The 12,835-nt window shown below is 67.2% G+C and carries 13 protein-coding genes; 9 read left to right on the top strand and 4 right to left on the bottom strand.

All coding sequences use genetic code 11. The features are described from left to right. Positions 1-2: 2 nt before the first annotated feature. The 3 genes from ACSQ9A_RS32525 to ACSQ9A_RS32515 form a co-directional block, all read right to left on the bottom strand. Positions 3-227 carry an ABC transporter permease gene (locus ACSQ9A_RS32525; protein ID WP_436306942.1) on the bottom strand — a complete coding sequence of 75 codons (225 nt, stop codon included), beginning with the start codon at positions 225-227 and terminating at the stop codon, positions 3-5. Further along, a complete protein-coding gene (locus ACSQ9A_RS32520) occupies positions 224-610 on the bottom strand; it encodes a molybdopterin-dependent oxidoreductase (RefSeq protein WP_436307744.1) in 387 nt (128 codons plus the stop codon). The genes ACSQ9A_RS32525 and ACSQ9A_RS32520 overlap by 4 nt, the downstream gene beginning before the upstream one ends. 550 nt (positions 611-1,160) lie before the next feature. Continuing rightward, on the bottom strand, positions 1,161-1,385 hold the full coding sequence (locus ACSQ9A_RS32515; protein WP_436297618.1) for a hypothetical protein: 225 nt from the start codon (positions 1,383-1,385) through the stop codon (positions 1,161-1,163). A gap of 117 nt (positions 1,386-1,502) precedes the next feature. Between ACSQ9A_RS32515 and ACSQ9A_RS32510 the strand changes: the two genes are divergently transcribed. From ACSQ9A_RS32510 to ACSQ9A_RS32470, 9 genes are all read left to right on the top strand, one after another. Then, positions 1,503-2,468: a LysR family transcriptional regulator gene (locus ACSQ9A_RS32510; protein WP_436306941.1), complete on the top strand. Its 966-nt coding sequence runs from the start codon at positions 1,503-1,505 to the stop codon at positions 2,466-2,468. Positions 2,469-2,581: 113 nt separating this feature from the next. After that, positions 2,582-3,592, top strand: a complete 1,011-nt coding sequence (locus ACSQ9A_RS32505) for an ornithine cyclodeaminase family protein (protein WP_436306940.1) — start codon at positions 2,582-2,584, stop codon at positions 3,590-3,592. A 17-nt stretch (positions 3,593-3,609) separates the two neighbouring features. Continuing rightward, complete coding sequence (locus ACSQ9A_RS32500; RefSeq protein WP_436306939.1) at positions 3,610-4,629, top strand: dihydrodipicolinate synthase family protein; 1,020 nt, start codon at positions 3,610-3,612, stop codon at positions 4,627-4,629. A 13-nt stretch (positions 4,630-4,642) separates the two neighbouring features. Further along, positions 4,643-6,112, top strand: coding sequence for an NAD-dependent succinate-semialdehyde dehydrogenase (locus ACSQ9A_RS32495; RefSeq protein ID WP_436297622.1), 1,470 nt, complete (start codon positions 4,643-4,645; stop codon positions 6,110-6,112). A 44-nt stretch (positions 6,113-6,156) separates the two neighbouring features. Further along, positions 6,157-7,089, top strand: coding sequence for a Bug family tripartite tricarboxylate transporter substrate binding protein (locus ACSQ9A_RS32490; RefSeq protein WP_436306938.1), 933 nt, complete (start codon positions 6,157-6,159; stop codon positions 7,087-7,089). 17 nt (positions 7,090-7,106) lie between these two features. Then, positions 7,107-8,153, top strand: a complete 1,047-nt coding sequence (locus tag ACSQ9A_RS32485) for an AraC family transcriptional regulator ligand-binding domain-containing protein (RefSeq protein ID WP_436306937.1) — start codon at positions 7,107-7,109, stop codon at positions 8,151-8,153. Positions 8,154-8,250: 97 nt separating this feature from the next. Beyond that, on the top strand, positions 8,251-9,354 hold the full coding sequence (locus ACSQ9A_RS32480) for a Rieske 2Fe-2S domain-containing protein (protein WP_436306936.1): 1,104 nt from the start codon (positions 8,251-8,253) through the stop codon (positions 9,352-9,354). 44 nt (positions 9,355-9,398) lie between these two features. Beyond that, entirely contained in the window at positions 9,399-10,544 is a 1,146-nt protein-coding gene (locus ACSQ9A_RS32475; protein ID WP_436306935.1) for a Rieske 2Fe-2S domain-containing protein, read from the top strand. A 301-nt stretch (positions 10,545-10,845) separates the two neighbouring features. Then, positions 10,846-11,049 carry an alpha/beta fold hydrolase gene (locus tag ACSQ9A_RS32470; RefSeq protein ID WP_436297627.1) on the top strand — a complete coding sequence of 68 codons (204 nt, stop codon included), beginning with the start codon at positions 10,846-10,848 and terminating at the stop codon, positions 11,047-11,049. A 64-nt stretch (positions 11,050-11,113) separates the two neighbouring features. On the opposite strand, the gene ACSQ9A_RS32465 is transcribed toward ACSQ9A_RS32470, so the two are convergent. Beyond that, entirely contained in the window at positions 11,114-12,811 is a 1,698-nt protein-coding gene (locus ACSQ9A_RS32465; protein WP_436306934.1) for a CocE/NonD family hydrolase, read from the bottom strand. Positions 12,812-12,835 lie beyond the last annotated feature (24 nt).

The following is a 12,835-nucleotide window of genomic DNA, read 5'->3' as shown; positions in this document are numbered from 1 at the left end:
TCTCATTCACGGAAGCTCAACTGCTTCATCAATGCGCCGAGCGCCTGGTCGAGCACCAGACCGACAATGCCGATCATGACGATGGCGACGATGATGCTGGAGATCTGCAAGTTGTTCCATTCGTTCCAGACGAAGAAGCCGATGCCGCTCTGGCCCACCACCATCTCCGCCGCCACGATCACCAGCCAGGCGATACCGATCGAGATGCGCATTCCCGTCAGAATCATGGGAGCTGCCGCCGGAAAGCATCGGCGCACTGGCTGAGGCCTTGGCGATGATGGCGTCCGCAGAGCATCGCCTCGCCGCCATGCAGCTCCGAAACTGGCATGTTTTTGATATAGGCGGGAATATCGATGCCGTGGTAGTCGCCTCCATCTGCGCCGTAGGACCAGACGAAACGCGCGGCAGGCGATACGCACGCCTGCTTCAGCACTTCGGACAAACGCACACCGCGCCAGACAACGTTCGCCACACGGCGCACCGGCACCGTAGGGTGCAACGGGTGCCCCGCGGCGCATCTGACCTGGCCCTCTTCAGTGGAGCGGGTGATGCACACGATGAAGCTGCCGCCCGAAAAGCACTTGCTCATCACCGCGCAGAACGCGCGCATCACGCTGGACCATGGGTTCGCAGCGCCTATTCCGCCGGCGCACTCGGCGAGCGTTTCGAGGTTGCGCTGCGCGACATGATGGGCGCTCGGTTCCTGCCCGGCGCGCGTCTGCGCGCGTCAGCGCTGAAGAAGGGGCGCCGAGGGGGTGATCGGAATTCCTGCCGGACACGACCCCACGCACGATCGCAGCATCGAGGGACGGCGCGGATACATGCGGCGCATGGCCGAGATGGGCATGGAATCGATCACCGGGCCACTGACTGACCCATCGTGTGCACAATGGGGGCGCAGACCTCGCCGGTCCAGGGCAACATCGCCGCAAGTTCGGCAATTGGTTTGGTGAGTTTGATTACGCCCGTCAGGCCGGAGGCGAAGGCTAGGAGCCGGGCCACCCAGATGCTGGCTTGGAGAGCGACCCCAGGTTCAGAACCGCGGAAGGATACGACGGAGTGTTCGGTGCGTCCGGGTTCCGAGTGTGCACAAGCCTGTCAACCGGCCATGCGGAAATGGACAAGCAATGACTGGAGCGACCTTCGATATGTGGTGGCGATCACCGGCGGCGGCACGCATGCTGGGTGTCTCTGATCCCACGGCCCTGCGCATCCAGGCACTGGAGCAGGCCATCGGCGCACCATTGTTCTACCGCTTGCACCACGAGCTCACTGAGGGGGCCGGCAACCGGCTGATGCCGGGCTTCGATCGAGATCGTTGTCGCGAGCGCGCGGCGGTCCATCGACGTGAGGGCCACTGAGTTGACTGGCACGATCAGGTTCACCACGACCGATTCCCTGGTCCATCCTCACCTGGGTCGAACGCACTGCGTCGGCGTGTTCATGCAGCATGTTGGAGGCCCGGTACGCGACGTGCTGCGTGGCGATGCGGAGGTGCTGCGGTGAGCGCCGACAGGCCCGATCTGGCCGCGCCGCTTCCGCACACCCAAGACGGTGACGCGGCACCCGCCTGGGCAGTGATCGACTCTCGCTGGCGGGTGTTTCTGCGCGTCGTCGAGGCCGGCAGTCTGAACAAGGCGGCCGCCGCGTTGGCAATGCCGCAGTCGGCGATCAGCCGAGCGATCGCGCACCTGGAGCGGCAATGCGGTGAGCGGCTATTCGTGCGCACGGGCCGCGGCGTTGTGCTCACCGAGTTCGGCGCACAGTTATTGCCGCGCGTGGTTCGGTTGGCGGCGGACGCCGACACGCTAGTCGAAGACATCCGGGCTGCGCGGGGTCAGCCGATGGGCGACGTGCTGATCGGGCTGCTGCCATCAGCGGTGCCGCGCTACGCGGGGCCGCTGGCGTCGACGGTGCGTGAGTGCATGCCCGGTGTGCGGCTGCACCTGGTCGAAGGGGCAAGCGCGCAGCTCGAGGAACAGTTGCGCGAAGGCCGGCTCGACATGGCAGTGGTGCTGCGTGAGGACGCAACAAGCGTTGGCGACGAGCGCATCCTTGCGCGGGTGCCATTGCACTTGATCGGCCGTCTCGGTGACGCGGTGCTGGCGGGAGGGGAGGTGCCACTGATCAGGATCTCCGAGTTGCCGCTAATCCTGCCTGCCCGACCGCACCTATTGCGCACGCGCCTGGATCGATTGGCGGCTGAACACGGACTGCGCCTGCACGTCGTGATCGAGGCCGACTCGGTGCACCTGCAGTACGAGGTCGCGGCGGCGGGAGGTGGCTATGCGATTGCGGCGTTCCCTGACGGTGCGGGCGACGCGCGGCTCGCTTCCGCGTGCATCGTGCAGCCCCAGCTCGAGCGCTTCGTCGTGCTCGCCGAATCGCCGCGCCGGCCTCACACGCGCGCCTCACGAGAGGTGCATCGGCTAGTCTGCGCGCTCGCGGACAAGATCACCGCCCGCTGACGAGGGCGCTACGCTCCATCCGTTTTTCGCAAGTCTGCCTTGCGCTGGCAGCAGTGCCCGGACCGCGGCTAAGTCGTTAATGTTCCGATCCATCCCAACACTGCCGCCGTCCTGTGTCCGACACCGCTACCCTGGCGCCGCCCGCGCCCACCCTGTTCCTCGGTGACGCCGACGTCGCTGCGCTCGCCGACTGGCCTTCGACCGTCAACGCCCTGGCCCGCGCCTACGGCCTGCCGGTCTCGGCTGCCATGGTGCCGCCGCGCTCGATGGCGCGCGGCGAAGGCTTCTGGCTGCGCAGCCTGACGGCCATCTCTCCCAGCGGCGCGACCATGGGCTGCAAGCTCATCGCGGCCTCACCGCGCGCGCGCCGCGCCAGCTACCTCATCTCGCTGTTCGACCAGCAGACCATGGCGCTCACGGCGCTGATCGACGGCAACCGCGTCACCGGCCTGCGCACCGCAGCCACCGCAGCGTTGGCTGTCGACCGGCTGGCACCGCAGCGGCCGCTGACCGTGGGCGTCGTTGGCTCGGGTTTTGAGGCGCGCGGTGCGCTCGAATGCCTAGCGGCCGTGCGCACACTGAAGTCGGTGCGAGTCTTCAGCCCAACGCCGACCAGCCGCGAACGCTTCGCGCAGGGCTTCCGCCCCGCGCTGGACATCACGGCCGTCGACTCCCCCGAGGCCGCGGTCCGCGCGGCCGATGTCGTGCTGTGCGCGGCGCGCAGCCGCGACGAATCGCCGGTGCTTCGCGGCGCCTGGCTGCCTGCCGGCACCACCGTAGTTTCGCTTGGCTCGACTCTGCCCGAGCAGCGCGAGGTCGACGAAGAGACGATGGCGCGCGCCGCCTGCATCGTCGCCGACATGCCCGAGGAAGTGATGCACGACACGGGTGACGGCATTGCTGCCACAAATGCGGGCGTCGATCTGTCTGGCAAGCTGGTGCCGCTTTCCGATCTGGTGGCCGGCCGCATTGCGCCACGGCGCAGCGCCGCCGACATCGTGCTCTACAAGTCGGTCGGCTCGGCGCTGCAGGACATCGTCGTGGCCGAGATTCTGTTTGCCCGTGCGCGCCAGTTCGGCCGCGGTGTAGACATGCCCGCCAGCATCGTGCCCATTGCCAAGTGAAGTTCAAGGAGAATCGAATGCCCAACTACAAGAAGACCGACGTCCGCGCATGGGCGCGCCAGCACCTCGTCGGCTGCTCGGCAGTCACCATCCCCAGCTACAGCGCCGACCTCAAGCGCTTGAACGAGCTCGGGATCCGCCACGACATCGAGCGCGTCGTGAAGCTGGGCTTCACCTACACACTGCTGTGTTCCGAGGTGGCGATCACCGCCGAGGAGAACGCCCAGTTCACCGACTGGGCCCGCGACACCGCGGGCAGCAAGCTTGGCCTGTTCTTCCACGCCGCATTCGGCACGCTGGCCGACAACATCGAGGCCGTCAAGCTGGCCGAGAAGGCCGGTGCAGACCTGGTGCTGCTGTCGTACCCGTCGAACTTCTGGCCCACCAGCGAGCAGGAGATCTACGACTACACCAAGGCCTTCTGCGACGCGACCGACTTGGGCGTGATGCTGTTCCCGATCCCGACCTGGGGCTTCGAGCGCGTGCACCCGGCCGGCATGTCGCTGGAGTTGATGCGCCGACTGCTGAAGGACTGCCCCAACGTCGTTGCGATCAAGTCCGAGCAGGGCTTCCCATTGCCTGCCGGTATCTGCGAGATGTACCACCACTTCCGCGACGAGGTGGTGATCAGCTGTCCGATCGAGGCCGACGCGATCCCGCTGATGAGCCTGATGAAGCTGCAGTTCTCCGGCACCAGCAACACGCAGTGGATGGGGGACTACTATCCGCGCGCCTTCGAACTGGCCCGTACCGGCCGTTTCGAAGAGGCGATGAAGCTCTACTGGAAGGTCAACCCCGCCCGCCAGGCCAACACAGCCGCGTCGGCGGCCTCGGCGCCCGCCATTGGCGCGCTCAACCGCACGCAGTGGAAGTATCAGGACTGGCTGGCCGGCTTCAACGGCGGGCCGCTGCGCGCGCCGTCGCTGCGCATCCCCGACCGCTGGATGAAGTCGCTGCGCCAGGGGCTGGTGGCCTCGGGCTGCGAAGTCACGCCCGACCCCGATTCGGCCTTCATCGTCGGCCGTTACCCGTGCTGAGCGAGAGTCCACGATGAAACACCTGCTCAAAGACGCCACGCTCTGGCGCGAAGCCGCCTTCATCAGCGGCGAATGGGTGGCCGCGACGCCGCATGGCCGCTATGCGCTGCACAACCCGGCCGACGGCTCGCGCCTGGTCGAGCTTCCGCGCTGCCGGGAGGACGAGACGCGTCGCGCCATCGATGCCGCGCAGGCCGCCTTCGGCCCCTGGCGGCGCACCACCGCCAAGGCGCGCGGCGAGGTGCTGCGTCGCTGGTACGAGCTGATCGTTCAGCACAAGGAAGACCTGGCCACGCTGATCACGCTCGAGGAGGGCAAGCCGTTGGCCGAGGCGCGCGGGGAGATCGACTACGCCGCCGGATTCGTGCGCTGGTTCTCGGAAGAGGCCACACGCGTGCGCGGCGACATGATTCCGGGCGTCAAGGAGACGCAACGCATCGTCGCGCTGCGCGAGCCCGTCGGCGTATGCGCCGCGATCACGCCGTGGAATTTCCCTGCCGCGATGATCACGCGCAAGGCCGGCCCGGCGCTGGCCGCCGGCTGCACGATGGTGGTCAAGCCCGCCAGCCAGACGCCGATGACGGCGCTCGCGCTGGCCGAGTTGGCCCACCGCGCCGGCGTGCCAGCGGGCGTGTTCAGCGTACTCACCGGCAACGACACGCGTGCCATCGGCGGCGAGCTCACTTCCAACCCCGCAGTGCGCAAGATCACGTTCACCGGCTCCACCGAAGTCGGCCGCGTATTGCTGACGCAGGCCGCGCAGACCATCAAGAAGTGCTCGATGGAACTGGGTGGCAATGCGCCCTTCATCGTCTTCGACGACGCCGACCTCGATGCCGCCGCCGACGGCGTGATGTCGGCCAAGTTCCGCAACACCGGCGAGTCGTGCATCGGCGCCAACCGCGTGTTGGTGCAGTCCGGCGTCTACGACGCGCTGGCCGAACGCATCGTCGAGCGCGTGGCGAAGCTGCGGGTCGGCAACGGCCTGGAACCAGACGTGAACCTCGGCCCGCTGATCGACGCCGCCGGCGTCGAGAAGGTCGAGGAGCACGTGGCTGATGCGCTTGCCAAGGGCGCGCGGTTGCTGCATGGCGGGCGCCGCCACGCACTGGGGGGCAATTTCTTCGAGCCGACCGTGCTGGCCGACGTGACGAGCGCGATGCGCATCGCGCACGAGGAGACCTTCGGCCCGGTGATGCCGCTTTTCCGCTTCGAGACCGAAGAGGAGGCCATCGCGATGGCCAACGACACCGAGTTCGGCCTGGCCGCCTACCTGTACAGCCGCGATGCGGCACGCATCTGGCGCAATGCCGCGCGCATCGAGGCGGGCATGGTCGGCATCAACTGCGGGCTGATCTCTAATGAGGTGGCGCCCTTCGGCGGCATCAAGCAAAGCGGCCTGGGCCGCGAGGGCTCGCACCTGGGGATCGACGAGTACGTGGAGGTGAAGTACCTCTGCTGGGACGGGCTGGACGCAGTATGAGGTCGCGCGTGAGAACCTGGGGCATGAGACAACATCGATTCCTCATGGGACTGGCCACAGCGGTGGTCTCGCTGTCGTGCGCCGCGCAGACGGTTCCGGCCACGCTTCGGCTGGTCGTTCCGTTCCCGGCTGGTGGCGTGACAGACCTGGCGGCGCGCGGGCTGGCCGAACGGCTGGGCCCGGCGCTCGGGCAGACCGTGATCGTTGAGAACAGGCCTGGCGGTGGTTCGCGCATCGGCACTGACGTGGTGATGAAGGCTGCGCCGGACGGGCAGACTCTGCTGTTTACCAACACCAGCTACACCATCCTGCCGATCGTCGATCCGGCCGTGAAGTACGAGGCCGACAAGAGCCTCTTGCCGGTGGGCATCCTGGCCAGCTATGGCCTGTCGCTGGTGGTGGCCAATGCGCTGCCCGTGAAGTCGCTGCCCGAGCTGGTGGCCTATGCGCGCAGCCATCCCGGCAAGCTGAGCTATGGCAGCTCGGGCCCGGGCAGCGGCACGCACTTCCTCGGCGAGTACTTCAAGTCGCTGACGGGCACGTTCATCGTTCACGTTCCTTATCGGTCCACCGCTGGCGCACTCAACGACGTGGCCGGCGGTACGCTGGACATGGCTTTCGATGCCACCGCGAAGGCATATGCCGAGGCAGGCAAGGTGCGCATGCTGGCCGTCACAGGCGTGCACCGCGATCCTCGCATGCCGGGCGTGCCCACGGCGGTGGAGGCGGGGCTCAAGGACTTCGCGGTCGTGAGCTGGGTCGGTCTGCTGGCGCCGGCGGGCACGCCGGCTGCCACCGTGACGCGCCTGAACACCGCGCTGAACGAAGCACTGGCAGCACCGGCACTGCGCCAGCGGCTGCAGGACATGGGGTTGACGCCTGAGGGCGGTGATGCCCAGCGCATGCTGCGCCAGATCCGTGAGGATGTGCGGCTGCACCGGCAGATAGCGGAACGGGCCCGGCTGCGATTTGAGTAGCGGGGTTCCTCGGTATGTTGCCGAATTCGTGCAGGCACGACCCTCCGAGCGACGGGGAGGCGCCCGAGCGGGAGATCCTGCGTACCTACTTCGAAAACCTGCTGTACCTGCTGCGACGCCAAGGTGTGGGGCTGGCCGAGGAAGCGCTGTGCCGTGTTCGCCTCACGCGCGACGACGTCGCTACCGCGTCGGAACGCCTGAGCTTCGACGCCTTCTATGCCTTGCTCAGCTGGCTGCATGCGTCGCATGCCCTGCCGGTGCCCGGCCTGCAGCTGGGCTTGCGACTGAGCCTGCGCGACTTCGGCATCTTCGGCCAAGCCCTGCTGGGCGCCGGGAGGTCTGGGGAGGCGCTGAATCTCGCGCAGCGCTTCTACGGCTCCGCGTGGCGGCATGTGCGTCTGGAGGTGTTCCGCGAACGCGACATGGTGGTCTGCCGCTATCTCCCACAACCCTCTGCGGTATGTCATCCGGTGCCGCTGGCCCAGGCGATGACGGCGATGAGCGCCGCGGTCACGCGCGAACTGGTGCCAGGCGTCGAGCCGGATCGCTTTGAAGTGCGCTACGGTTTCCGGACCCCGCCCGACGCTTCCGAATACCGCCGGCGGCTCGGGTGTCGCGTGCAATTCGGCCATGCTTGGCATGAGGTGCGGCAGCCGGCCGCATGGTTGGAACAGCCGCGTGACCCGTGCTCGGTCGTGTCGGCCGCGCCCCTGCGCGCCCTCGGCGCCTGGCAGCGACAGCAGCATCCGGTCGAGATCGAGGGGCGGGTTCGGCAACTGTTGATGGCGCAATGCGACGACGGCTTCCCGTCGCTGGAAGAGGTGGCGCGGCGCATCGGCATCGCGTCGCGCACGCTGCGGCAACGGCTGGCGGCCCGCGGCGTGTCGTTCCGCGCGCTGCTGCTGGAAATCAGGCTCGACATGGCGCGGCGCCACCTGGCTCGCACGGGGGTCAGCGCGGCCGAGGCGGGGGCCCTTGCCGGCTATCGCCATCCGGCCAGTTTCCATCGTGCCTATCGCCAGTGCTTCGGCGTTGCCCCGGGGCACGACGGCGAGAGCGGGTAAACGCTGAGCTGCTTGGCGCGCACCGTGCCGAAAGTGCGATGACGCCGCCGGTCCGGATTTTCATAATGTGCTGCATCGCTTCTGTCAGGAAATCCCGATGTATCCGCTCGAAGATGGCCAACTCTTTCCGCGCAACCAGTGGTGGGTGGCGGCGCAAAGCGGCGAGGTGGGCCGCACCTTGCTGGCGCGCACCCTGCTCGAGGAAGAGCTGGTGTTCTACCGCAAGGCCAATGGCGAGCCGGTGGCACTGGCCGGTCGCTGCCCACATCGGCTATTTCCCCTCGTCAATGGCAAGCTGATGGGCGACGACGTCGCCTGCGGCTACCACGGCTTCGTCTTCGGCGGTGACGGCCGCTGCGTGCACATCCCCACACAGGACAAAGTGCCCACGTCGATGCGGGTGCGCCAGTACCCGGTGGCCGAGCACATGGGCTGGGTATGGGTCTGGATGGGCGATCCCACGCTGGCCGATCCGGCGCTGCTTCCTCGTCCGGCTTGCGCCGGGCCCAGCTGGCTGTTCTGGCATGGCATCACCACGCACATCAAGGCGCGCTACACGCTGCTTCTGGACAACCTGTTCGACTTGACTCACGTAGCCTACGTGCATGCCTCGGTGTTCAACTTCCCCGAAGGCGAGGACCCCCCGGGCTTCGACGCGCCGTTGTCACTGCGCGTGGAGGGCGACCACCTTTTCGCCGCCCGGCCGCTGCGCGGCGTGCCGTATGACGACTACGCCACGCTGCAGTTTGGCCCTGGGCAGGGCACGATGGATCTCGACTCGCCGTCCGACTACCATGGGCCGGCACTGATTGTGACCGGCACGGTTCACCGGTTGCACGACGAGAAGGCCGGGTCGCTGGCCATCATGCATCCTGACGGCCAGCGCGGCGGAGCGCTGCGAGTCTTTCATGGCGTCACCCCGGAGACCCGCTCCTCGACGCACTACTTCTCCGCGTTCTCGCGTGACTACCGGCTCGATGATGAGGCGTTCTCGCAGCAGTTTGCGCAGATCGACCGCGGTATTCGGCAGGAGGACATCGACGCACTGGAGGCCATCGAGCCGGCCGCGGCACGCGCAACCACGGCGCAAGAGCAATCCGGGCTGCAGGATGCTGCGGGCATTCGCGTGCGCCGCATGCTGTCGCAGCAGATCGCGCGCGAGACGGCCGTGCTGCGGCCCGGCGGGCAGCCGCGCCCGTGAATGTCCGCTGCATCAAGGTTCGATGTGCGGAACGGCCAACCCACTTGTGCGCCCGCGGCGTACCGATCGACGCCTACCCTGGTGTGGATCGAGCAGGGGCACGTCTTCATCGCGCCCCGTTGAATCGAATACCGGAACAGGAGAGAAGCATGGGATTTCTGCGCAATGCCTGGTATGTGGCCTGCTGGAGCGAAGACGTCCAAGCGGGGGAGCTGTTCCGTCGCAAGCTGCTCGAAGAGGACGTGGTCTTCTATCGCAAGGCCGATGGCGATCCGGTGGCTCTGTTCAACCGCTGCCCGCACCGATTCATCCCTTTGCACCTTGGGCATCTGAAGGGTGACACGATCGAATGCTGCTATCACGGCCTGCAGTTCGACTGCACGGGCCGCTGCATCAAGAATCCGCACGGCGACGGCAGGATACCGGCCGCCGCCAATGTGCGAAGCTACCCGGTGGTGGAGCGGCACGGCATCGTGTGGATCTGGATGGGCGATCGCGAGGCCGATGCCGCACTCATTCCCGACTACAGCATGCTGGACGCCGGCTCGGGCTTCCACACCACCAAGGGCGCGATCAACATCGCCGCCAACTACATATTGATGGGCGAGAATCTGCTCGACCTCAGCCATGTGGCATACCTGCACAAGGGCCTGCTCGGCAGCGCCCAGATGTTGCAGACCCTCCCCGTCGTCCGCGAGGAAAACGGTGCGCTGCACGTGGACCGCGACATGCCCAACGTGGACGTGCCAGCGGTCTTCAACATGCTGTTTCGCCAGGACGGCAAGCCGGTGGACGCTTGGCAGAACATGCGCTGGACGGCGCCGGGCTGCTATCTGCTCGACGCCGGCGTGAAGGCGCCGGGCGGCGAGCGTGAGGTTCGTGGTTGGTACTACGGCATCCACCTGGTGACGCCCGAAACCTCATCGACTACGCACTATCACTTTGCCTCCGCGAGGCCGCCCGGCACGGCGTTCGATGCAGCCACCGACGAGGAGCTGGCGCGCCTGCGCCGCATCGCATTCGCCGAGCAGGACAAACCCATCGTCGACGCCCAGCAGCAGGTCGTCGGCGACCAGGATCTATGGGCCATGAAGCCCGCGTTGCTGGCCATCGATGCCGGACCCGTGCGCATGCGCCGAACGATCGAGGGATTGATCAGAGCTGAACGGGAGGCTGCCGCCGGCCATTGAGAGCGCCCCCAGGGCCGGGCTCGCCCGTACACGGCACTGTGGGCGGCGATCGCGCACCCCGAGAAGGTGCGAGCGCTGGCCTTGACCGAGCCGCCGGTCTTGCCTTCAGCTGATCGGGTGCCCGGGGGCCGGGAAGCCCGACTGCAGTTCGAACGCGAGGTGTTTGCACCGTCCGGCGAGGACTTCCGGGCCGGCCGTCCCGGGCGTGCCGTGGAACTCCTGACGACGGGCATCAACGGCAGGGGCCGAGCGAGGCGACGACGCCGTCGGGTCTCGCCCGCCGGTTGTGCAAGCCGAGGCGATGCACGCGCTGGCGCTCTCCTCGAACCCCTATCCGATCGTCGATGCGGATGCGCTCGCCGCGCTGCGCGTGCCGACGCTGCTGCTTCGGGGAGAGCGAACCATGCCCGTGCACCGGGCCACGTTCGCGGCTCTGACAGAACTGATGCCTCGCACGCACACCGTCCCGGGGTGCGGCCACGGCGTTCATCGAGACAATCTGTAGGCCTTCAACACGCTGGTGCTGGAGTTCCTGCGGGAACTGCAGTGACGCCGGTGGCCGGTTGATGTCAGGCGGGCGAGACGAACGGCAGCAGCAGGTGGGCGTCGTATCGCCCGCCGACGTGCAGCACGTGCGCGCCCTTGTTCAAGGTCGGCAGCGCCGGCAGCTGCGGCAACTCGGGTCGCACCAGCGTGTCCACGCCGTTGACCGTCAGCTCGAGCGTCTCGCCCGCATGCCAGCGCATCGACATGGGCCATACATCGATTTCGACCGGCACGGTCTCCCCCGGCGAGAGCTTCTGCACCGTGTCGAAGGCGTGTACCGGCAGTTCCGGCCGCGATCGTTCGGGATCGAGCCGGCGCATCGACACCCGCAATCGGCCGTTCGGTCCTTCGTGGCTGGCGCCGGTGACTACGTGCGCCGATTGCACCTGTCCATGGGCGTCCAGCTTTCGCACCGTCACGAACAGGTCCATGTCGTCATGGTCCGGCGCCTCTACCCACAGTTTGGCCTTCACGTGGCCGGTGATCTCGGTTAGGCGATCGAAGGTGACGCGGAATTTGATGCCTGTGGCGTCGGCGCTGTCGTACGACAGCGCTGCCTCCTGTTTCGGCGTTGCGCGCTCCAGGCTGCCCTCGGCAGTGAGATAGAACGGAAGCAGTTCCTGGCGAGCCAGCGGGAACGTGTCCTCCGCGCGGTACACCACATCGGCATGCCCGGGGTCGAGCACCGTCAGCCGCACCGGCGGGGTGGCCTGCCAGCCGTTGTCCAGCCCTTTGAGGACGTGGTCGAAGAAGCGGCGCAGGTCTTCGACGTTGGCGGGGTTGTAAAGATCGTTCCACTCGTGCGTGTTATGCACCCGCAGCCACTTCCGGGTGCTGCCGAGCTGTGACCAACCGCGCAGCGTGCCCGCGGTATGGACCAGATTGGTCCACGACGCGGTGACGTACGCTGGCACCTCGATGCGCGACAGCGCCGCGGCCTTGTCCCGCCAGTACGAGTCGTACAGCGGGTGCTCCGCCTGCATAACCTGCGCGTCCTCGATCCTGCGCTCGCCGGGCAGCGTGCCCAGAATCGCCGGTGAGAAGACTGTTTCCGGAATGCCGCCCCGGCAGGACGAGTCGCGGTACAGGTCGGAGGCGCCCTCCCACGGCGCAATGGCGGCCAGGTGTGGTGGGCGCTGCGCTGCGACGAACCATTGGGTCATCGCCAGATAGGAGTTGCCCGCCAGGCCCACCTTGCCGTTCGACCAGGCACGGGTGCCCGCCCACTCGATGAGGTCGTACTCGTCGCGCGCCTCGCGCTCCCCCCACAGGTGGATGTCGCCTTCGGACGAGAAGATGCCGCGAGGGTCGGGCGAAATGACGGCATAGCCGTGCGAAACCCAGTACGACGGGTTCGGTGCCTCGAACATGTTGAGGCCGTCCTCGAGTTGCCGCGGCACGTCCATCCTTGCAGGGTGCTGGAACGTGTCCAGGTTCAGCGGGCCGAACTGCTTGCCGTAGGGGCTCCAGCCGATCAGCACCGGGCAGTCGTGTGCTTCGACGGGGCGGAACACGTCCACGTAGATGCGCGTTCCGTCGCGCAGCTGCACTTCCGCGTCTTGCTCGAACAGCACGTCGCACTGCAGCGGCAAGACGCCTTCGCGGTGCACGTGCCCGCGTTTGAGTACCTTGGATGCGGGTCGCAGGCCAGGGTAGCCGGTGCGCGCCGTCCCGGCCGCCGGCCGATAGCGCAGGGGCGGGAGGTCATTGGTGTCCAGCATGGTCGTCTGATTGGTAGTAGATCG

Source organism: Variovorax sp. LjRoot290, from assembly GCF_964253985.1.
Taxonomy (GTDB): Bacteria; Pseudomonadota; Gammaproteobacteria; order Burkholderiales; family Burkholderiaceae_C; genus Variovorax.
This window is presented reverse-complemented; position numbering and strand designations above follow the sequence as displayed.

Bases quoted from the DNA above. Each gene is read 5' to 3' on its own strand.
- ACSQ9A_RS32525 (WP_436306942.1), bottom strand. From the start codon at position 227: ATGATTCTGACGGGAATGCGCATCTCGATCGGTATCGCCTGGCTGGTG.
- ACSQ9A_RS32520 (WP_436307744.1), bottom strand. From the start codon at position 610: ATGCGCGCGTTCTGCGCGGTGATGAGCAAGTGCTTTTCGGGCGGCAGC.
- ACSQ9A_RS32500 (WP_436306939.1), top strand. From the start codon at position 3,610: ATGCCCAACTACAAGAAGACCGACGTCCGCGCATGGGCGCGCCAGCAC.
- ACSQ9A_RS32495 (WP_436297622.1), top strand. From the start codon at position 4,643: ATGAAACACCTGCTCAAAGACGCCACGCTCTGGCGCGAAGCCGCCTTC.
- ACSQ9A_RS32490 (WP_436306938.1), top strand. From the start codon at position 6,157: ATGGGACTGGCCACAGCGGTGGTCTCGCTGTCGTGCGCCGCGCAGACG.
- ACSQ9A_RS32480 (WP_436306936.1), top strand. From the start codon at position 8,251: ATGTATCCGCTCGAAGATGGCCAACTCTTTCCGCGCAACCAGTGGTGG.
- ACSQ9A_RS32470 (WP_436297627.1), top strand. From the start codon at position 10,846: ATGCACGCGCTGGCGCTCTCCTCGAACCCCTATCCGATCGTCGATGCG.
- ACSQ9A_RS32465 (WP_436306934.1), bottom strand. From the start codon at position 12,811: ATGCTGGACACCAATGACCTCCCGCCCCTGCGCTATCGGCCGGCGGCC.